Below are 19,582 nucleotides of genomic sequence, written 5' to 3'. Positions count from 1 at the left end.
CTCATTCCCCACCTCAATTTTTCCGGCATTTCCGACATTTATCTCCCCTCTTGACAAAAATACCTACGCCAAATTGGAAAATCCGATTAATAATTGTAATTTTGCACCGCAAACAAGCCTTGGTAGTTCAATGGATAGAATGGGAAATTCCTAATTTTCAGATAGGGGTTCGATTCCCCTCCGAGGTACAATAAACCACCTTTAATCTGTTGGGTTTTAGGCGGTTTAGCTTTATCCAATAAGCAACCAATACGCAACTATCGCACACAAGTGAAACACGCCTGACTTCACAGCCGGGCGCGTCTCTCGTGTTTTCTTACTATTTATTGGTTAGAACTTTCGTTTTATATACAGGAAAATTAGCCACAGAAGAACGGCAATACATACCCCCAGCCCCAAACGCGCTAACGCTGTTTCATACCATTTTTTCGCCGTGGTCTTTTCTTCAGTGCACTTCTGCCGGTCGGTCTTCTTAGCCTCCACGCCGTTTACCTGCTCATGGTAGGCGGCTGTGTCCTCGACTTGCTGGCTAACGCCTTTTTCCTGCGCTATGCACCCTTTGTGCTGACCTCTCATATTCTTCACACCCTCTAAGGTCATATTTCCGGCAGGGTCGATGCTGACTTTGCCACCGCCCTCGACAAACTCGATCACGTTGTTACCTTCAAAGGCGGTGGTGATTTTAGTTGTGTCAATTGCGTTAACCTTATGACTGGCGGTATCGGCTGCGGTCTTGGTAGTGTCGACATACGACAGGCTGCTATCTTGGTCGATAGTTGTCACTGTCTTTTGCGTCCGGCATGAAAACAGACACGCCTCTATACCTACGGCAGCTATGAGCGTTAACCGTTTCATGGCCGGAAAGTGATAGCGTTAAGGCGACGCAACCAGCCACATTTATATTTGTTGTTTGCAGGACGGCTGGCGCAAATTCGGTCGATATATGCTTTACGCTCTGCCATTATCCGGGCAAAGAATTGCGCCGGGTTCTGCTCATTGATCTCCGCCAGCGTCTTAGGCCCTACCATGCCGTCAACGGTAACACCTAATACTTGCTGAGGTATGGTGATGCCATATTTGCCGGAAGCCCAAACCCAATCTACCAGTATTTCGGCGACGGATTGGTTAGCGATTTTGTCGGCTTGCCATCTATCCCAAAACATTGTTTTAAGAATGTCGAGCCACTGGGCGTATGTCATGCTGCGCAGACGCTCAACGGTGGGGCGCGGATAGCCTTTTTTACGGCAGTATTCCGTGTAGGTCGCCAGCGTAACGCCTACCATCGTAGCACCTCCCAAATCGTCGGGGTCGTTTGCATACCCGGTTTTACGGGCCTTTTCAAATAGTTTTTCGCCTGTCAGTCCGGCAGGGTTTACCCCGGCCTCAAACTGAATAATAAAAGGCACGATTTTTTCTACGTTTGCCATAATGTTATTTGGTTTATTGTTAATAATCGCTGGGCGGTATTCTATCCGTACAGCCTCGTTTGTGACACTTTTTTACCTCGGCCTCGGCCAACTTTAACTCGACTTCGTGGCGGCGGTGTACTTCCTCCAGCCGGGCGGTTTGCTCGGCGCGAAGCTCGGCATAAATAGCATCTATCTTTTTGTCGCGCTCGGCTAACCTTGCCTCCAGCCAGCTAACTTGTTTTCGCTCGTTCTCGTTCTCTATGGCTACCACGTCGGCTACGTCTTGGCGGTCATGTACCTTGCGGCTGCACCACCATTTAACCAGCTCGATAAAGCCCTGTATGCCGCCGATACCGCCTATTATGGTTAGTATATCTGCTGTTTCCATTGCTACGTTTGGTATAGTTCTATGGTTATAAATATGGTGCGGCTTGCGCCGCACCAAAGGTTAAAGTTTGACTACTGACGGTTAACTAATAAATGCTGAAACCGGGCGCACTCTGCCCTTGTCGCTGGCCTTAGGGTTCCAGTAGTTGAGGCCGCCGTTGATGAGGGTCAGATGCCATGCGTTAGCCGCGCTGGTCTCTGTGCTTGTCCAGTACCAGTTTTCAAGCAACTGGGTAGCACCGGCGATAAGACTAAGACAGTAGTTTATCTTGGTCATGTTAGCGTAAATCATCATCATTTCGCCTACCGACGGAAGCCACCATTTACCGGCTAACAGTCCTTTGCCGTTAGCGTTGGCACGGCTGTAGAGGTTGCAGAAACCGGGCGCGTATGCGCTGGTGTTGGTGACGGCGGCCGACGTACTTTTTGAAATGATAGACGCGGTGTTAGCCTTGCCGTTCCAATCGTTCATAGCTGTTACGCGATCGCTGGTAGTGGTCGCGCCGCCGCTCACGGCTGCGGAACTCCACAAAATACCTGCGCTGTCGGCTTCGGTGGGTGCCACTACCAGCACTTTGCCACTCTCGACGACTACCACACCGTCGGCGATTTCTCCGGCGTTCTGTAAAGCCGTCCACTTGTGAGGCTTTACCATCTGTGGGTAATCATCGCTTTTGCGGTGGTACATGATAAACACGCCGTCCATCATGCCGTTAAGGTTGAGGCCGCCCAGTAGGGCGGTTTTGAGGTTCGCTAAGTCGATTAGCGTTACTTTGCCGTTTGCGTCAACTTTCGCAAACTTTTCGCCAGTGGCTACCGTGGTGGTAGCGGTCTGTGCGCTTAGTTTTTTGGTCTTTTTTACTGCCATAGTTTTTTAGTTGTTATTTGTTTGTATTAAATACCATATTGTTTTCCCGTCGCCTCTATTTACGCCTATAAGTTCAAAATATTTAGCCATATTATATCCGCCATTTTCCACTATTACCGGAGAATTAGTACCCTCTGCGTCTGTCATTTCAGTACTAATATAGACACTATCAGAGGTGTTGATGAGATGTAACGGCGATGCGCCAGATCTCGTAACGCCAGGATTAAGTATTTTAAGCATCCTTGTGGTCCCTGACGGCAACTCTTCCAGATACACAGCACTTGTTCGATAGCACAAAGACCCATTGGGCGTTTCGCCATATTGATCATTGTCAGCGAGTTTCAAACTAAATTTGGTAGCGGTCAAATCTCCGCTCACTTTTATATTTTCAAACGCACCGGTTTTACAAGTAACGTTACCGTCTTTTGCTTGAAAAAGGATATTACCGGCCGCGTCCCTCATGTCGATACTCTCAACGCCCAAATTTTTAACCAGTGCATACGATGCTAATAAAATTTTGGTTGCTACCAGTTCGATTTTATCGCCTAACTGCCAGTAGCCGTTAGACTGGTCGGTAGTGCTTCCGGGGTAATTGCTGGCGGTCTTGGTATGGCTTTTAATGCAGCTGTAATAATTGTTGCCATATAATACTACGTCTTTCCATGCCTCGCCCTTTGCGCCGCTCTTAAAAGCATAGCCGGTAGCGCAGTCGCTCCACGCTTGGGGGCCTCTAAGAGTTGGACCGCGGTCTCCTTTATCCCCTTTGCCGCCTGGCTCGCCATCGTGTACAATTGGCACTGTGACTGTGTCGATCAATTCGCCAGAACGGTATAAATAAAACTCGATAGCGCAGTAAGCTGTGTTTGTAGGGACATAAATATTATCCCCGGAATATGGCCGTGAAGTAGCGCTACTTCCATTAATCTGCTTCATTGCATAGAACATGGCTAAACCCTCCGCAGAAGAGTTAGCAATATTCATAGGATCATTGCCTCCTATTTGTTTTATAAGGCGACAAGATATTTTATCAGGTGTTGGTTTTCCATCTCCGTAGCGGTCTATCTCCCTCACTGATATTGCCGATACCGATGGAGATAGCCAGTAACGCACCGCGTCACTGCCATTATCCCCCTTACGGATATATTTAACTACTCGTGTTGCTTTTACGCCCATAGCCTTAATCTTGCGCAGTGATGGTTATCGACACGTCGCCCCCTGCTTGCATACAGTGAGCGCGTGTTACGGCACACGATGCTTTTGCCGTTTCGCGGTCGCTTTGGCTGTTGAGGTAAACCCCGGCAGCGTCTTTAATCACGAAAAAGAAAAGCGTGTTAAGTGCCTTTGTGTTTGTGCCACGCTTTACGACGACAGGCGTATAGGTGACTTGGCCGTTACCGCTGGTGTCCTCGGTTATTGCCTCATCTTCGGGCGTTGGGTGTGGGTCTATGTCGTATGGGTCGCTTGCGTCCATTACGCCCTGTATGTCCTTTCCTATCTCGGCACCGTCACGGAATACGGTAACGCGATACTCGCCGTAGGTGTCTATGTCGGCCTCGGCGACGGTCAAAGTTTGCCCGGTCTTTCCGGCTAACGTGTTCCAGCCGCTTGCGCCCATCTTTTCCCACTGGTAGGTTAGGTTTTTGGTGATAGCCGCGCTGGATTGGTACGCCATCGCTTTGAGTATGACACTACCGCCCTTTTCGGTGATTACGAAATTTTTGTTATCACCGGCGGCGATAGTAACGCGGTAACTGGTGCCGGTTGCTTGCTGTATGGGTATAGTGTAGTCGGCTTGTATGTCGTCGCTCTGTGTGCCATACGATATTTTAGCCACCATCTTAATTACCGCCGGGGCGTAGCCGGAAGCGGCGGCGATATTGCCGACAATCTGCAAACCGTAGTAAAGATTATCGCCGCTGGGTGCTATCTTTTTGAAAAGTCCTGCAAACGTGCCGGTAGATGTGTCACCGCTAAATGAGATTTTCGTTCCATTGAAATAATAGTCAATGCTGTCGGGCGTGGCGATACCCTCGGCTACACGGCTACTGGTGCAGACGAAATACAGGATAGGTTTAGAGGCGGCAAAGTCCGGGTAAATGTTGGTCACGTCGTTTATCGTACCCTCCCATTCTTGGTACAGGTCGCCATCGGGACACATGATTACTGCGGAATATGTGCCAGCCTTTGATATAAATTTTATGGTTCTTGTAGCCGTTGCGCTGCTCATACTTTTTTAGTTTTAGGGGTTGTTACTTCCTGCTCGTCGGCTGTGCCGTCGTGCTGGCTTTCGTCGCCGGTGCCGGGTACCTCGTCGGGGTTCTCGCCCTCGTTCTCGGTGGGCGTTTCGGGTTCGAGTGTTTCCACCGGGGCCGGAACTTCAAACCGGGGGTCGGTCGCTGTCGGCAGGGGGCGCAGCTGCGTGCCGTCCTGTTCCTCGCGTGCTTCGTGTGGCATGAGCGCGATAGCACCGATAGCCGCCAGCGTTTCGGATAGGCGCGTTAGGGGGCCAAAGGCTAATAAATCACTCTGCCAAAGAATATAATTACCGTCCTTTACGGTGTTGCGGTCGTTCTGCAAATTCAGAAACTGGGCCACTTTGGGGTTTGCTTTAATGTAGCGTGCCATAATGTTATTTGTTAGTGGATTATTTTATTAAAATCACATTGCCGTCGGCATCCTCAAATACCGCGCCGTCGGTGTCCTCAAAGGCGCACAGCGGCCCGACATCTTTAACGTCTAAGCCTATAACCGCGCCGTAACTAAGGCTCATAGCCGTAGTGGGTATCGTTGGTTTAAGTCCGTGCGCTACCTGCGTGTATGACAGTGTACCGCTTGCTTTGTTTGTGGCGATATACCACAGCGGTAGTAATTCCCTTTCGGGGTTCTGTATTGCCCCGGTAGCGTCCCATATCGAAGCCTCCGGCGCGATAGCCAAAATGCCGACAGGAATATTAACCGGCACGCCTGTAACGTCGTACTCAAATTTAGGTATGCGACGGATAAACGAAACGATTTTGCAGGGCGCGGCATCCGTTAATACCACGCCCGACGGATTACCGCCTATGTCGTATTTAGCGCGGCAGCGTAAATACAACTCCGTACCCATGAGGCTACGATTAACTGTGCAACTTGCACCGTCGGCGGCTACCGTTACGTCATAGTCCAGCGTGGTATCGGTGCCTACCTCCGTCCATGTATTGCTATCGGCGCGGTAGATTTCCCACACGAAAATACGGTTAGCGGTCGCGCACTCGTTTGCCCCTAATCGTAGGCTGGCGTGTACTGTCTGCGTGTCGGGGTCGGTCAGTGGGTTGTATATGGTTTGGTCGGCAGCGTCTAAAATGAGCTGCGGCGCGTACACGGTGGAATTACCGCACGTCACCGGAAAGGTGCGTACAATCGCGTGCAGTTGCCCGGTGCGTGGGTCGCTAAACTCGGCGTGGAACTCCAGCGTAATAGGTAATTTCGGCTGGGCGTTTTTCTTTACCTTGATACGTCCGGCCTGGCCGCCACTGGCTATTACTTCGTAGTTGGTGTTAGTGCTTTCGATAAGCGTAGAAAGGCCGCCGACAATCTCGTACCATTTCACGTTAGCCAGCTGGTGATTTATGCTACCAGCCGCTAAATACTCGTCCTTATCCATAACGCTAACCTGCGGCTGGATAATTAGCGGCGTTAGCGTGTAGTCGGGCGTGTAGGTGTTAGTGTCCGCGTCGTAATTCTGCTTATTAGGCACTGACCCATCTACGGCAAAACCGATGTTTATTTGCAGCGGTCGGAAATTAAAATCAAATCTTCTTGTTTTCATTTCGTTGCCTTATTGGTTAATATTCAAAAATTGCCTGTTCCTCGGCGGCCACGTTACCCATGCCGTCGCGTAGTGTTACGGTCGCCGTAAATTTTATGGTTTTGGGTATGTAGCCGTTAAAATCTATGTCGGCGGCTGTGAGGTGCAAAGACTTGCCAGCCCCTGCGCGTTTTAAGGCCCATGCGTTATCAGATGCTACACGGGGAACACCCTGCGCATCCTCACTGTATCGAGTCCAGACCACATCAGTATCTAATATGTCCTGCGTAATGTCGATGTTATGCAGCGTTGCTATTATTATCAACGTCACATCCAAATTGTCCGGATCAAATAGATAATCTGTTTCGGCAAACTCTACTATAAAATCAGGGTTGCCCTCAATCATGGCCCACTCGGTACTATTCCATGTCGGGGGATTATGTGTGCCGGTTTTCATGCAGCGGTATTTACACCCCATATACCACACGTCCGATGTTTCATATACCCCGGTGTCCGGGTTGGTCGTTTCGTTGTAGTAGTCGGCGGTCGCGTTCCACTGGCCCCTATCGGCGTAGGTAACTATCGGTTTACCTTGATAGTCTATGCGTATAATGTCCTGCACTATGAGGCCACGCGCATACACATAGTCCTGCCCCTCGATAAGCGGCAGATCCATCGCTATAAGAAAATCCGGCACAGTGCCAAAGGTCGCACCGTAATTGCTTTTGTCGATAATCGGTTTAGTTACGCCCGATAGTTTGACTATGCGGCCCTCGGTACTCGACAGGTATAGGCAGCTTTGCCGTGTCTTGTCGGTTTGATTACCCCAGCGTGCTATTTTCATCAGCTCGCACGGTGGGTAATTCTTTCCGGCTGGCGTTTCGTCGTCGGGGTACATTGTGACCTCTATATAGTTAAGCGCGGTGTTAACGCTGTTGACGCGAAGCCAACAGGTATAATATACACCGCTACCAGTAGCCCGCGTGTTAATAATGCCTTTCAGTACGTTATTTTCGCGCTGGGCGGTAAAATATCCGTCCCACTTGCTATGCAAGTACAAACCAAACGTACCGTCGCCATTATCCACTACTCGGTCGATGGTGTCGCCCTCGGTTAATAGCTGGTCGCCCTCGATAGCCGCCAGCCTATTAACGATAAGCTCCATAGCATCAAAGTAGCTGCGCACGCGCACCGTTTCAAATTCGGCGTTACCGTCTTTGTCAATTCCTGCACCCTTTCCAGCGTAAAGAGACTTAATAAACTCACCGAAATGTGCACCGCCTTGAAATATAGCTAACCCGATCGCAGTCAACCCCTGCTTAAACGTAATACGCCCCTCGGCAATATCGTCGGCGATGCGGCTTAGGAATTGATCCCGTATCGGGCTGTCTTCGGTCAGATCATAGGCCAAATCGGCATATCCGGCTTTGACCTTTTCCTCTATAATTTGCTCTTCAAGTTCACCGGTTTCTGTATTTTCGGTCTCCACCGTTCGCGTCAGCCATTCATAGCCATCGTTATCTGTGCTGATTTGATCCAACGCAGCTTTATTGGCGTGGGTATGTATAGCGACATTGCCGCTGTTTCCCGTGCTGGTAGCTGTGATAATACTGCCGCCTGCACTGTTTCCGGAAATACCCAGCTCGCGCAAACGCTTGCTTCGCGGCCGCGCTTCACGGGTATTGGATATGAGTTTATAATCTAAGGCCATAGTCACACTCTCCTCACATATTCATCCGGACGCAGTTCCGTAACCGTAGCATCACTGGTGTCGGTTATTACATCCTGCGTATCGGCTGTCATCATAAATATTTTACCATCCTGGTTCTCCTCTGTATGTGCGCATAGGGCATCGGTGATTATCTGCATTTCACCTGATAAGGTCGTGCGCCGTTCTCCATACTGACTAAACAGAGTCCCTATCAGCAAATCTTCAATTTGCGATGTACGGCCTGCTCTTGACAGCTGTGTTACCTGCTGTCCGGTAGAGGCAAAATAATATGCACCCCGCGCCGTTGGTATTCCATCAGCACTGCTTCCGCATATCGTATCTATTTCTTTAGATTCTTCGGCATCCGGATTGATTTCAGCTTTATACTCAATGTCATCGGACTCTATGACCGACCCTCCTTTTGCATATAACTTATTGACGATTTCAATAGTTGGCAGTTTGCACAAAATCCAAGCTGCGCGATTGCTGTTGAGCATTTTGTTAGTATAGTCCTTGCCTTTTTCATCCACAACTATCCAACCGGACAAAATTTCTATACGGATAGATCCGCCGCAAGTGCCATTAAGGGGATAACGGATATATTGGCCCTCGGCTTTTTCCAAAGATGTAGACAATTCCTCCTTGTGAGGATTTATCGCGGGGTGATTTGTCTGCCAGCCCATAACTCCGGTTGTCTTGTTTCGGTCGTCTCCGGGATCGTAATAGGCCATATATCCCCACACATCCCCAGTATCTTTCACCCAATTGCCTTTGGTAAGATCCAAAAATGTATGTGGAAACTTGGAGTCATACTTAATCTCCTGTCTGTTATCCCAGCAATAGCGCTCTCCGTTGTCGCTGTCAAATATTATTCGGACGGGGACATACAGGAAATTACCCACATCTTTCCAATCGTCTTCAAAATCTTTAACTTTGATCTTATGGCCAACAGGTATTTTTATACTACCCATTGGCGTTTCGGTTGTTGCGTCGGTTGTATAATGTGTAAAGTTTTTTGCCTGATTGTGGAAATTTACACGAGGATCTACAAGCACTTCGAGACTGATGTGAAGTTCTACGGTGTTGTCAGTAGGCGGAATCCATACTGATTTGCTACGAAATATCGCATCTCCCCTATTGGCGAAACTGCCACCTATCTTGTTGGAAAATCCGTGTATTTTATATTCGGGGGCAGTCTGAAGACCTTCAAACTGCAGACCGGGCCAATTGATAGCCACACCCTCGCATTCGCTCCCGTCATTCTGAGGCACAATGGTGAAATACTTGGCCTTAGGATCTATAATTTCTATATTTTCACCTTTGTCACTTAGCCACAAAGAAAAGCCGACAGCGGTAGGGTCTGCTTTGATGACACGCGGATCACTGCCGCATGGATATGAAAATAGTGTCGCCGGCGCATACGGATCAGGCCATATGATCGACAATCCGTCAGCTTCATTTACGCAGGTTCTTTCAGGATCGGCTTTCTGTGTCCAGCATTCGGTCGGAAGCAGATCTTTTGATTGCGCATAGGGACTCCACGTTATTTTAGCATTATTATATACACGATCGACTCCCATCGTCTGACTGTCACCACTCCATTCAATCTGCTTGGGCGCAGCCTGATAGAGGGCATTGAGGTCATACACAAATACCCGACCAGCACGCTGTACAACGCGCAGTGCAAGCGGCTGCAACGCCCCCTCCAAAACTTCTTTCAGTGACAGCGGCTCTCCGTCCTCATCATAGAAATTATCGCTCCTTACTTTCAAATCGACCAGACTCATCTTCGCTCCTCCGGGAGTCAGACAGGTGCTAATCAAACTTTCATCAATTATTGAATTTATTGCCGTGCGGTTCAGACAGTAGCCCACAATTTCGTTAAGTGTGTGCATCCCTGACAGATCATATTTAAGTCGGTCCAATACACCGAAATCCGAGAATGTAAGCGACACGGGATAGTTGGCGGCCTTTTCATAGGGTTCCTCATAAAATTCGGGGTCCAGTGCGCCGCTCCAATATAATGAATTATTGCGATACACATCCATGCGTATGCGTCCGGGGACTATGGTATATAGATCTTCATATGTCCGGTCACCGGGGCTTTCAATCCGCAGTGTAGCAATACTGCCGCAAATAACCTCGTCTTTTTCTACATGATCCCATTCAATAACCAACGGCTCGTCCGCCTCAAAAGTCAATGACCCGACAGGATTAAACGGCGCATCGGTTTCTTGCAAAATTTCCACGCGCCATACCACACCGGCACGGCTAAGGAACTCGCCCATATATCTTAGAAATTTGGCCATATTAACTACGATGTTTGAGGTTGTTTTCTTTCTCTAAAATACCTACCAATGTGCGACCGTCTATTTTGAATTTTACGACACCGCCGCTTACTCCTTCGGTTGGTCGCAGCATACCGCGCAGCTTGTCGAGTGGTGCCACCACTTCGGGGTTATTCGACGCTCCGGCATACTCGCCGATAAGTCCGACAGTCGGGCCGCTAACGATACCGCCATTAGCAAAAGGCATTACCCCGATAGCTTGCACCATTGCTGTAGCGGCGGTTACAAATCCGGAAGCAATACCAAAACCGGCAAACGGTATAGAGGCATGAGCGGCGAAATAAGCGGCGGCAGCTAACTCCATGTAGCTGGCGGTAGCCAATTTGTTAGCGGCGATTACAGGTATTTGCGCCAGTGCGTTTGCTTCAGCCGCGACAGCCTCGGCGGTCTGTGCGCCGGTAGCCACACTGATAGCGGCACTTTCGGCGGCTTTTGCCGTGGTGTGTGCAGTTGTAGCGGTACTTAGCATATTGATAATGTCTACGATGGTTTTAATGCCGTCGTATATCTGCAAAAAGCCATCTACTATGCCGGTAACTGTCTGCCATGCGTTGCCGTTACCCTCCAGCGCGTCGGTGATGCTTTCCACGCCGCTACCGATACCCTTTATGCCGTCCCAGCCCTCGCGGAAAGTGCCAAAGGCGTTAATACCCTCTTTGCGCCACTTTTCGTATGTCGCTATAAGGCTTTCAATATCTTTGCGCTGGGTCGCGGTTACTGGGTGGTCTATATCGTTTAATAGGCGGTTAAGTTCGTTAATCTTGGCGGTCAGTTCGTCAAAACCCATGCCGCTAATTTTAACTTTGTACTCGCGCCCGGTCAGCTTGTTTATTTCCGCTACTTCGCGCTGCATAGACGGTATTTCGATACCGCGCTGTAATGCGTCGCGCTTTTTATCGTATGCGTCGATAGTCCGCTGTATATTTTGTATTTCCTCACCGCTGGCCTTTTTCTGCTTCTGCTGGTAGTAACTAATGGCCTCGTCTAAATCCTCGATAGTGTTAAGCGTGGAAACGTCGCCCGGCTTTTTCAAGTCGTCTAAAACGTAGTCCCATGCTTTTTTTAATTCGTTGAGGTCGTTAATACTTTTCTGCACGGTAACGCGCTGGGTCGCGTCCGCTTTTTCCAGTAGAGCGGTATAGTACGCCAGTTCGCGGTTAAGCTGCTCATACGTTTTAATGTCGGCTATTGGCGTAGGCGCAAAGCCGCTACGCTCCAACTGTCCGCGCAGTTCCTCCAGCCGTTTTATTTCGGCATCTATCCCGGCGATATTCTCGGCGGTAGCCTTTTGGCGTAAAGTGCGCTGGTAACTTATTTCGCGGTCTATGTCCTCTAACGTATTTAGCGTAGCCGGGCGTTCAGCCGCTTTTTGCACCAGTTCGATAGCCTCGCGTGCCTTTTCCCAGCGTGCGATTTTTTCGCGTATAACGCGCTGCTCCTCGGTATCAGCCCCGGTGAGTTTCTTTTTATAAATTTCAATGTTGGTGCTTAGTTCCTCGTATGTCTTGGGGTCAGCCACAGCGGTTTTCTTTTTATTGCTGCGCTGGGTGCCTAACCCGGTCATACTCTCTAAGACCTTTTTACGCGCTTTGAGTTGGTCGTTATAGGCGCGTAACCGCTTAATCTCTGCGGTATCAGTTGTATTTTTTAGGCTCTTTTCGGTTTTGTCGATAGCGTCGGTTAGCTGTTGCCATGTCATTTCACTAACCTTAACCTCGGAATTGGCACCGGCCAGCCCACGGTTTATTTCCGCGCTAACCTCGCCTGTCTTTTTGGTAATGACATCTAACCGCTTTTGTAATTCCGCCTCGGTCGCGGCAGCGTCGGCCATATCTTTTTTAGCCCGCTTGTATTCCTCTGTTTCAACCTCAAATGTTACGACCTGGTTATATCCTGACGGAGTAGTGAATGTATTGGATACAGTCTGTTTATGTTTTCCGGCTCGCTCTAATTCGGCTTTGCGCTCGGCGGCCAGTTCCTTGTTTATTGAAGCCTCGGCAATTTTAGCACCTAACGCTTTCGCCTGAGCTTCATATCCAAGCTGCTTAACATACAATTGGCTCTTCTCAGTCAAAATTTTATACCATTCTCCGGCGGTCTTATAAGAGCCGAAGATCTCGCCGTAAGTTTCATTTAGACGCTGTACGGCATCCTTAGTGTCTTTTTTCGCCTTAATAAGATCGCCCAGTGCCTTAACGTCTCGGTCTATCTGCACTTTGGCAGCGGCGGCGGCCTGGGTATAGTCGTCGGTCGCATCATCGAGTTTTTCAACGCTCTCAGTAGCGCCATCAACCGTATCTGAAAAATAGCCGATAACAGCAGTAACCGCAGCAATAGCCGCACCGATACCGGTAGCAATTAACAAACCGCGCAACGCGATTTTTAAGGCTGTGGCACTATATGCGCCACCTTTCATGGCGGAACTAAAAACACGCACCGTAGCAGCGGCAGATTTGCCACGTAGTCCTAACGTAGTCATAGCCACGCTTGCAAGTTTAGCGCGTGTGGCTACTAATGTCTGCTGTACGTTGAGCTGCTTAAACGTGGTAATAAGTATCGCCGCACTTGACCCGGTGCTAAGTAGCCCGGCGGTGAAATTGATATAAGGTTGTGCGGCAGATGTGACCCCGGCGATAATGTCTATAAAAGCTGCCCATTGATTACGCAGCATTTGGTTTACCGCCTCGCCGTGGCTGCTCATGTCGGCGTAGGCGGCATCCATCGTACCGGCGCTGTTTACCATGTTGGCGACGTTGGTCGTAAACTTGTCTGCTAACTCGCCCTGCAAAGGTATCAATGCGCGGATAGCCTCGGCACTGCCAAACAGTTTGCTATATACCTCCTGCTCCAGCACACCGTTAGCCTGTGCGTATGCCTTAACGCTACCGTCTAACTGGGTTAGGAAATTTTGAAAACCGCCAGCGGCTTGTATTGCAGCGGCATCAAACTGTATGCCCATCTTAGCCGCCATTTCTGCGGCCTCGCTGCTGGGTTTAACCAGCGCGGTAAATATCGCGCCTAACTGGGTGGAAACCTCGGCCGTGTTACCGCTCACGCCTGTAAGCGTGGCAAAGGTTCCCATAAGTTCGTCGATAGATACGCCCAGCGTGGCGGCATTACCTGTTACTCTCGGCAGGGCCTGCGCTAACTGCTCAAATGAGGTTACACCATTTTTGGCGGTGAGCTGTATTTTGTCCTGTATGTCGGTCGCCGCGCTCCATTCCAAACCGTAGTTTTTAATGAGCGTAGAGGTAACGCCGACAACTTTGTTAATATCAGCCAAACCACCTACCGCAGACCGGGCCGACGTGTTCAAAAACTCTATCCAGTTATTTTCCGGTACGCCGTTAGATATTGTTTGATAAAGACCGTTCGCCAATTGGTCACGCGCTATGGGTATCTCTTTGGCTAAATCCGCTACCTCGCTTTTGAGTTGCTTAAATCCGGTGCTGTCCTTTCCGGCCATTGTATTAGCAGCTTTCATGGCCTTGTTAAAATTCTCACTCTCGCCAGTAACCGACTGATGCATAGTGGCGAGTTGCCCGAATGCGCTATTAACAGCATTGATCCCCGTCGTGAGAGCCGCAAAGCCGAACACCTTTTTCTCAAAACGTTGCGCGACTTTTATATTACTTTCCATTATTTTACGTAGCGCGTCGGCATCGAGGGTCAGCCTTTTCAGACCGTCCTTTCCCTCTATTATCGTAACGTCCATCGAGACGACACCTTTTCCAGCCATTTTCTTTCCTCCAGTTCTTACAAGGTTAATGCGTTATACAAATATACGACATATCAAACGCCCACAAAAGAGCATCAACATTCTGTTTTTCAATTGGTTTGCCTTTGATTTCTTTTAGCTGTCTTTGCTAATAGCAATTGCATCTTCTTAACTTAGTTTAACCTTTATATTGACGCAAAAAATAGCAGTGCTTTTGCAAAAAGTCGCTGCTATTTCGTATATTTGCGATATAATATCAACCAAATGGCTGTATTAGGTCACATATTAGGCATCGCCATTCTGATTCTCGGCATTATACTTGTAGCCGGGATCATCCGCTACGCAGTAAAATTTGACTTTGACGCACCTCTGTTTAAAACAGACATTACCATTTCCGACAAGACGGAAGACAAGCGTTAAATATTCATCTCATCGCCTAATTTTAGCACGACTTCTTCAAATCGTTTTCGCTTTTCCTCCGGAGTAAGATCCGGGGCTTCGTTTCGGATCCTCTGCCTTTTCTTATCCCACGGCATCGGCAAAAGCTGCTTCGGGGTAATTCTCTTTCGGACATGCGGCTGGATGATTATCGCCGCGATTGTTCTGGCGCGTTCCCAAGTGTCTCGGTTCTGCCCCTCGGTCATTTCGCGCCATGCCTTCCAGATACTTTCAAATTCGCCGAAAGTACATTTACAAAAATCATCATGCGACATGCCGACACAGCCGACAGCCAATCCTAACAGATCATAGATTGCTACTTGCGTTTTCTTTTTTTTTCACCGCTCTCTCCGCTTCCAGTTTCTGAATCCGATACTATCGCGTTGTTCCACTCTGCCATATCCTCAGGAGAAAGGCTGTCGGCAAAATCCATCAACGACATGTCAAACGACTTGCCCTCGCGCTTTGCCGCCGAGACGACACAACACCATAGATATGTACATAGATCGCTAAAGCTGCGGGGATCAATTTCTGTGATCTCACGTCCTGTTTCCTGCTTGAAACGCAGCATTGCCCCCATAGTAGGACCACAGGGGTATGCTGTGCCGTTTATCTTTATCTCGATGCGTTTCATGATTCGGCCTCGGTGGTTTCAGGAATCTCGGTGATTGCGGTTTCGTCAATGATATCAGGTTCACCGTCATTCTCGAAATTGATACTGTATGTGCTGTCATCCTGCGCCGGGTCAGTGCGCTCCAGAGATGAAATGATAAACTGGCCTTTGAGGTAAGGTTTGTCACTATTTGCTCGCTCCATACACTTCACCTCAACACTCTTACCGGCTTTCCACGCTGCAAGCAGTGCTTTATAGCCAGTTTCTGTTTCGCCATAAAAAACGAGGCCCTCAGCAGATATTGAGATACTAAGACCCGTTACCCCTTTGCCTTTCCACAGCCCTGAGGAAATACCTTTAGAGGCCACAGGCTTTACGGCGCGGTCTTTGGTTTCACTATTCATAGTGGTGGTATGGGAAGTGCAATGACCTACGGCTTTACCTCCTACATATACCAGCATGTCGCTACCGTTACAGTAGCCCGTTTTGGTTGTTGTCGCCATATTGTTTTCTATTGTTAAATTATTTTTCAAAATTTTGTTATATGCGTGTTTAGCGCCTCTATTGCTATAATGCGATTCTGTACGATTTGGCACATACTATATTTTTGCGCTAAATACCAACTGCTGAACAAAAGCATCATCTTGATAGGCTTCTTCACTGTCGATCAGATAGCATGAGCGCAAACGCATGCCGTCATGCTCTGCGGTCACATGGTCTAATGCGGCGCGTACTGCCTCTGCCAATTCGACGCCCTCGCCATATCGCTCCGTAAAGCAAATGACCTCTATTTGTATTTCATCGGCGCCAGGCTGTCCGCCTTTCTGCGGATTAGATGTCAGTGAGGCCCGGCGATACAGAATATAAGGCAACTCTGCGCTATCGGTCGCAACCGGAAAAACCTTATTAGTTCTTGCAGATACTTCGGCATCCTCCAGCAACACAGCGCGAATAATCGCCCCTGCGCTCAATGATGTTTTAGGTACAGCCATATTTTTTTGCTATTTGTGTCACTTTTATTGCTATTTCATCTTTTAACTGTTTACCTACTTTGTGTTCTACTTGAGTTTTTGTTTTAGCGATAAATCCGTAACGCTTCATGAAACCTCTGCGGCTTCCGGCAGTATACCACTTCCCATCCGCATTGAATTTTGCTGATTTATTGGTCTTTGTTTTTCGCCATTTAGTACCAAGTTCGGCCCATGCCAATATAGGCTTCTTGTTGCCATATCTATTACTGTGCATTCCTTTTTCACCTTTTCCTCTCTTATTAGCTTTTTTTGAAGCTACCGTAACACGAAATCCCGCCTCCCTTTTGAACACAACAGCACGTACTCCCGTGCTCAGTTGGTCGGCATGGTTAAGACCTGTCGCCCTTAGATTATTGATAGCAACTTTTTTTACTGAATTGCCAACTTTACGACAAGCTCCTTTTATTGCTTTTTTACGGTTCATCGGAGATAAGGCCGCAAACAGACCGCACAGCTTTTTGTCTTGGTATTTCATTCGCGAGTCTATTTATTTACACGTTCACAGACTAAAGTTTTCATGCCTCTGTCGAGGTTAGGGATAATGTTGGTCACTGTATATTCATAACCTCCCAATTGCTTTACTCGCCAGTTTTCTTTAACCGGATGTGCATCGCGGATGTTGAATTCGGCACGATAATCAGGGAAATGCTCACCTACTTCCTCACTACGATTGCCGCTTGTTTTTACACGCTCGGCTGCAACGGTGCGAAATTCTTTGTAGGTTGGTGTTTCCTCGCCGAAGCCGTCTGCATTGCTGACAGGCTCCAGTAAGATCAATTTATATTTCATTCTCCCTGCTTGCATCGCTAACCAATTTTCGATAGGGTTTAACCAAGGCTTGTAGTGAGTCCGGCACTTCGTACATCTGTACGCTGCTGACACTTTCCCTCTGGTTGTACCAGTGAGCGGCAAGCATCATTACAGCATGCTTTAACGGCGCGGGAAACTCTCCGGCATTATCGGCGGTGAGTTCCTCCTCTGTACGATTTGTTGCAGTGATCACCGACACTTCGGCGACTTCTAACAGATGCGTTAAATACGTGTCGTCATCGGCGAAATCGTCGGCCCGAACATGCTTTTTAAATAATGCCAAACTCACTACTGCCATAGTTATTTGTTTTATGCGGTTGCTACCTTACCCAGCATAAATGCTTCATTACGCAGGGTTTTAGTACCATAGTCCGTATTAAGCACGAAATCGACGCTGTCTTTACGGGCCTGGCTGTACGGATCGACGATAAAGCGGATGGTACCGAAAAGGCCCATTGGCTGATAACGCCAGTCTCCCAGTCCGACATACTCAGTAATATCGGCGATAGCATATATGTCGCCCGATGTGTTGCCGGTTGTCGGCAGTTCGGATGTTTTCGAAACCTGTCCCTTAACGGTATTTCCGGCAGCCAGTGTATAGTCAGCCCAGGCAGATCCACTCCACTTTTTGTAAGTCTTCTCGACATTACGGATCGCGTTAGTGGTATAGACAGGCAGGCCGCATAACATACCGTTCTGCAACATCGGCACGAAAATGCCCTTTTCATTGATCGGGGTGCCTTCCAGTGTAGCGGCAAGACTCTTCGTCATGATCCAGCAAAGATGCTCACCGTCGATGCCGGTTTCAAGCAGTCTGGCTTTCATGTTAACGTTGAGTTCGGAAAACTTAGGCACTGCGCTGATAGCAACGGCAGTCGCTACTTTTCCGACAAACGGGCCTACGAGATTGGTAGCGCCGTTGACCTTAGATGTTGAGAAAAGGATTTTGTTCAGCAGCAAGCGGATGGAACGGGGCATAATTTCACGTATGATCATCTCCAGAACACCGTCACTCTGATTAAGTGACTGATTTGTTACAGGAATGGCGATACCCACGCGCTCCGGGGCTGCTGTCATTTTCGAAAACGGGATCTTTGTGTCAGACAGGGCTACACCCTCACCGGCGATCTGCGCTTCTACCATTTCGTACATAGGCCATACGAAATCACCGCTGAGACCGGTAGGCATAGGCAGTCCGACTTTATCAAGGATGAAACCCTCAGTCAGCGGCTTGATGATTTCCTGCACATTCAGCGGAATAATGGCACCGCTGGCAACGTCAGAGACCATCATGAGATCACGCACGAAGATAATTTCTGACTTCTGTCCGCGCGATGCGTTTTCGCGGATTATCTTAACCGCGTCGGTTGCGGCGTTGGGATTCTCGCGCAGATGTTCGGCGGTTGCCACCTGCATTTTCATTTGCAGCAACTGATTTTCGCGTGTGAGGGCGGCAAATTCTTTGTCCTCTGCCTCGGTACGCTCGCGCTGCTCTTTTTCGCAGGTTTCGGCAATTTCGCCGATACGGTCACAGTTGGCCTGATACTTGTTGACCAACTCGCGCACGTTCAGCGTCTTTTTGTCTTTTTCTTTCATTACTGAAACTTTTGAGTTAAAAAATTATATTATTTTTTGCGTGGCAGCGCGGCGCATTTCGCGCACCTGCTTACGCACTGTTTCGATATCCGGTCCGGGGTCCTCGGTGGTAGGCTTTTCCACCTCGCGCAGTCCTGCAGTAAACTCACGTGCCTCTACCGATGTATCGGGATAGGCCGGATCAGCCGCCAACGTAAAGTCATACACTCCGGTTACTGCCTTGACCGTATAGGTTATCTCAGTTGCTCCGTTTACAACCTTTGCCGTGCGCTCGACAAAATCACTATCCCAGTACCGGGTAGTAAATGCGAAGCTGCACCCGGAAATATCGCCACGTCTTACCAGTTCTAAGGCTTCATCTCCGTTAGGCGATTTAGGTAACTCCAAATTAAAGCCTACGCCCTTTTCATCTACGAAATATTCCAGCGTTCCGGTGCCTTTGTTGCTACGGCCTAAAATTAACTGGCGATCGTGGTACATGGTAAATTTGATGTCGCAGCCGTCTAACAGTTCTTTGGTGACTGCTTCCGGCGCGATAACTTCGCGTGCCTCGCTATCCTCGTCGCTCCATAGCGGCGCGGATGGGGTATTAAATAGGATAGCATACCCGGTAATAGTGCGGCTGTGGACTTCGCCCTCGGCAGCCTCACGCACGCGCAAATCGGCGCAGTCGATACGCAGGGTGCGTTTTACCTCGGTGTCCTTATTCCTTTTCGTTGCCATTGTCGTTATTGGTTTTTTCGGGTGCTTCCGGTTTTCCCGGTTGCGCTCCTAATTCGTTTATGCCTCTAAGAGAGTGTTTAGTTTTAACTGAAATTTAATTTTACAAGTGAGCAAGGAGCAATTTAATCGTTGCGAAGTCAATC

Annotated in this window: 21 protein-coding genes and 1 tRNA gene; 2 read left to right on the top strand and 20 right to left on the bottom strand. The window is 48.8% G+C overall.

The window, feature by feature from the left end; genetic code table 11:
• Positions 1-116: 116 nt before the first annotated feature.
• Positions 117-188 (top strand) — tRNA-Arg (locus K2H17_RS06880).
• 142 nt (positions 189-330) lie between these two features.
• Here the strand turns inward: K2H17_RS06880 and K2H17_RS06875 are convergent.
• The 11 genes from K2H17_RS06875 to K2H17_RS06825 all read right to left on the bottom strand — a co-directional run bounded on the left by K2H17_RS06875 (position 331) and on the right by K2H17_RS06825 (position 14,249).
• Positions 331-783, bottom strand: coding sequence for a hypothetical protein (locus K2H17_RS06875; RefSeq protein ID WP_300133000.1), 453 nt, complete (start codon positions 781-783; stop codon positions 331-333).
• Between the two features lie 68 nt (positions 784-851).
• Entirely contained in the window at positions 852-1,427 is a 576-nt protein-coding gene (locus tag K2H17_RS06870; RefSeq protein WP_300132997.1) for a glycosyl hydrolase 108 family protein, read from the bottom strand.
• 19 nt (positions 1,428-1,446) lie between these two features.
• Positions 1,447-1,797 carry a hypothetical protein gene (locus K2H17_RS06865; RefSeq protein WP_300132994.1) on the bottom strand — a complete coding sequence of 117 codons (351 nt, stop codon included), beginning with the start codon at positions 1,795-1,797 and terminating at the stop codon, positions 1,447-1,449.
• Positions 1,798-1,878: 81 nt separating this feature from the next.
• Complete coding sequence (locus K2H17_RS06860) at positions 1,879-2,664, bottom strand: hypothetical protein (RefSeq protein WP_300132991.1); 786 nt, start codon at positions 2,662-2,664, stop codon at positions 1,879-1,881.
• Between the two features lie 6 nt (positions 2,665-2,670).
• Positions 2,671-3,837 carry a hypothetical protein gene (locus tag K2H17_RS06855; protein WP_300132988.1) on the bottom strand — a complete coding sequence of 389 codons (1,167 nt, stop codon included), beginning with the start codon at positions 3,835-3,837 and terminating at the stop codon, positions 2,671-2,673.
• Positions 3,838-3,841: 4 nt separating this feature from the next.
• Positions 3,842-4,891 (bottom strand): hypothetical protein, encoded by a 1,050-nt coding sequence (locus tag K2H17_RS06850; RefSeq protein ID WP_300132985.1) that lies wholly within the window; start codon positions 4,889-4,891, stop codon positions 3,842-3,844.
• Entirely contained in the window at positions 4,888-5,118 is a 231-nt protein-coding gene (locus K2H17_RS06845; protein WP_300132982.1) for a hypothetical protein, read from the bottom strand. The genes K2H17_RS06850 and K2H17_RS06845 overlap by 4 nt, the downstream gene beginning before the upstream one ends.
• Positions 5,119-5,308: 190 nt before the next feature.
• Complete coding sequence (locus K2H17_RS06840) at positions 5,309-6,472, bottom strand: hypothetical protein (protein WP_300132979.1); 1,164 nt, start codon at positions 6,470-6,472, stop codon at positions 5,309-5,311.
• A gap of 16 nt (positions 6,473-6,488) precedes the next feature.
• Positions 6,489-8,162, bottom strand: coding sequence for a hypothetical protein (locus K2H17_RS06835; protein WP_300132976.1), 1,674 nt, complete (start codon positions 8,160-8,162; stop codon positions 6,489-6,491).
• 2 nt (positions 8,163-8,164) lie between these two features.
• The gene (locus tag K2H17_RS06830) at positions 8,165-10,471 is read right to left on the bottom strand and encodes a hypothetical protein (RefSeq protein ID WP_300132974.1); all 2,307 of its coding nucleotides are present in this window, start codon (positions 10,469-10,471) and stop codon (positions 8,165-8,167) included.
• A gap of 1 nt (position 10,472) precedes the next feature.
• Positions 10,473-14,249: a phage tail tape measure protein gene (locus K2H17_RS06825; protein WP_300132971.1), complete on the bottom strand. Its 3,777-nt coding sequence runs from the start codon at positions 14,247-14,249 to the stop codon at positions 10,473-10,475.
• A 243-nt stretch (positions 14,250-14,492) separates the two neighbouring features.
• Between K2H17_RS06825 and K2H17_RS06820 the strand changes: the two genes are divergently transcribed.
• Positions 14,493-14,648 carry a hypothetical protein gene (locus tag K2H17_RS06820; RefSeq protein WP_300132969.1) on the top strand — a complete coding sequence of 52 codons (156 nt, stop codon included), beginning with the start codon at positions 14,493-14,495 and terminating at the stop codon, positions 14,646-14,648.
• Here K2H17_RS06820 and K2H17_RS06815 read toward each other — a convergent pair.
• The 9 genes from K2H17_RS06815 to K2H17_RS06775 all read right to left on the bottom strand — a co-directional run bounded on the left by K2H17_RS06815 (position 14,645) and on the right by K2H17_RS06775 (position 19,439).
• Entirely contained in the window at positions 14,645-14,941 is a 297-nt protein-coding gene (locus K2H17_RS06815; RefSeq protein WP_300132967.1) for a hypothetical protein, read from the bottom strand. The genes K2H17_RS06820 and K2H17_RS06815 overlap by 4 nt on opposite strands.
• 41 nt (positions 14,942-14,982) lie before the next feature.
• On the bottom strand, positions 14,983-15,300 hold the full coding sequence (locus tag K2H17_RS06810) for a hypothetical protein (protein WP_300132964.1): 318 nt from the start codon (positions 15,298-15,300) through the stop codon (positions 14,983-14,985).
• Positions 15,297-15,812, bottom strand: a complete 516-nt coding sequence (locus K2H17_RS06805; protein ID WP_300132962.1) for a phage tail tube protein — start codon at positions 15,810-15,812, stop codon at positions 15,297-15,299. Before K2H17_RS06805 ends, K2H17_RS06810 begins: the two co-directional genes overlap by 4 nt.
• Before the next feature lie 66 nt (positions 15,813-15,878).
• Positions 15,879-16,271, bottom strand: coding sequence for a DUF3168 domain-containing protein (locus K2H17_RS06800; RefSeq protein WP_300132959.1), 393 nt, complete (start codon positions 16,269-16,271; stop codon positions 15,879-15,881).
• Positions 16,258-16,785, bottom strand: a complete 528-nt coding sequence (locus K2H17_RS06795; protein WP_300132956.1) for a hypothetical protein — start codon at positions 16,783-16,785, stop codon at positions 16,258-16,260. The genes K2H17_RS06800 and K2H17_RS06795 overlap by 14 nt, the downstream gene beginning before the upstream one ends.
• An 8-nt stretch (positions 16,786-16,793) precedes the next feature.
• Entirely contained in the window at positions 16,794-17,099 is a 306-nt protein-coding gene (locus K2H17_RS06790; protein ID WP_300132953.1) for a head-tail adaptor protein, read from the bottom strand.
• Positions 17,089-17,418, bottom strand: coding sequence for a head-tail connector protein (locus K2H17_RS06785; protein ID WP_300132951.1), 330 nt, complete (start codon positions 17,416-17,418; stop codon positions 17,089-17,091). The genes K2H17_RS06790 and K2H17_RS06785 overlap by 11 nt, the downstream gene beginning before the upstream one ends.
• An 11-nt stretch (positions 17,419-17,429) precedes the next feature.
• Complete coding sequence (locus K2H17_RS06780) at positions 17,430-18,716, bottom strand: phage major capsid protein (RefSeq protein ID WP_300132948.1); 1,287 nt, start codon at positions 18,714-18,716, stop codon at positions 17,430-17,432.
• A gap of 24 nt (positions 18,717-18,740) precedes the next feature.
• A complete protein-coding gene (locus tag K2H17_RS06775) occupies positions 18,741-19,439 on the bottom strand; it encodes an HK97 family phage prohead protease (RefSeq protein WP_300132946.1) in 699 nt (232 codons plus the stop codon).
• Positions 19,440-19,582: the final 143 nt, after the last annotated feature.

Source organism: Duncaniella sp. (assembly GCF_029054785.1).
In the GTDB taxonomy this organism is placed as follows: domain Bacteria; phylum Bacteroidota; class Bacteroidia; order Bacteroidales; family Muribaculaceae; genus Duncaniella.
The sequence above is the reverse complement of the archived record's forward strand: the minus strand, read 5'-3'. Positions and strand labels throughout refer to the sequence as shown.

Excerpts from the sequence above, each read along its gene's own strand:
- K2H17_RS06870 (WP_300132997.1), bottom strand. The coding sequence starts at position 1,427 with ATGGCAAACGTAGAAAAAATCGTGCCTTTTATTATTCAGTTTGAGGCC.
- K2H17_RS06865 (WP_300132994.1), bottom strand. The coding sequence starts at position 1,797 with ATGGAAACAGCAGATATACTAACCATAATAGGCGGTATCGGCGGCATA.
- K2H17_RS06860 (WP_300132991.1), bottom strand. The coding sequence starts at position 2,664 with ATGGCAGTAAAAAAGACCAAAAAACTAAGCGCACAGACCGCTACCACC.
- K2H17_RS06855 (WP_300132988.1), bottom strand. The coding sequence starts at position 3,837 with ATGGGCGTAAAAGCAACACGAGTAGTTAAATATATCCGTAAGGGGGAT.
- K2H17_RS06850 (WP_300132985.1), bottom strand. The coding sequence starts at position 4,891 with ATGAGCAGCGCAACGGCTACAAGAACCATAAAATTTATATCAAAGGCT.
- K2H17_RS06845 (WP_300132982.1), bottom strand. The coding sequence starts at position 5,118 with ATGCCACACGAAGCACGCGAGGAACAGGACGGCACGCAGCTGCGCCCC.
- K2H17_RS06840 (WP_300132979.1), bottom strand. The coding sequence starts at position 6,472 with ATGAAAACAAGAAGATTTGATTTTAATTTCCGACCGCTGCAAATAAAC.
- K2H17_RS06835 (WP_300132976.1), bottom strand. The coding sequence starts at position 8,162 with ATGGCCTTAGATTATAAACTCATATCCAATACCCGTGAAGCGCGGCCG.
- K2H17_RS06830 (WP_300132974.1), bottom strand. The coding sequence starts at position 10,471 with ATGGCCAAATTTCTAAGATATATGGGCGAGTTCCTTAGCCGTGCCGGT.
- K2H17_RS06825 (WP_300132971.1), bottom strand. The coding sequence starts at position 14,249 with ATGGCTGGAAAAGGTGTCGTCTCGATGGACGTTACGATAATAGAGGGA.
- K2H17_RS06820 (WP_300132969.1), top strand. The coding sequence starts at position 14,493 with ATGGCTGTATTAGGTCACATATTAGGCATCGCCATTCTGATTCTCGGC.
- K2H17_RS06815 (WP_300132967.1), bottom strand. The coding sequence starts at position 14,941 with ATGTCGCATGATGATTTTTGTAAATGTACTTTCGGCGAATTTGAAAGT.
- K2H17_RS06810 (WP_300132964.1), bottom strand. The coding sequence starts at position 15,300 with ATGAAACGCATCGAGATAAAGATAAACGGCACAGCATACCCCTGTGGT.
- K2H17_RS06800 (WP_300132959.1), bottom strand. The coding sequence starts at position 16,271 with ATGGCTGTACCTAAAACATCATTGAGCGCAGGGGCGATTATTCGCGCT.
- K2H17_RS06795 (WP_300132956.1), bottom strand. The coding sequence starts at position 16,785 with ATGAAATACCAAGACAAAAAGCTGTGCGGTCTGTTTGCGGCCTTATCT.
- K2H17_RS06790 (WP_300132953.1), bottom strand. The coding sequence starts at position 17,099 with ATGAAATATAAATTGATCTTACTGGAGCCTGTCAGCAATGCAGACGGC.
- K2H17_RS06785 (WP_300132951.1), bottom strand. The coding sequence starts at position 17,418 with ATGGCAGTAGTGAGTTTGGCATTATTTAAAAAGCATGTTCGGGCCGAC.
- K2H17_RS06780 (WP_300132948.1), bottom strand. The coding sequence starts at position 18,716 with ATGAAAGAAAAAGACAAAAAGACGCTGAACGTGCGCGAGTTGGTCAAC.
- K2H17_RS06775 (WP_300132946.1), bottom strand. The coding sequence starts at position 19,439 with ATGGCAACGAAAAGGAATAAGGACACCGAGGTAAAACGCACCCTGCGT.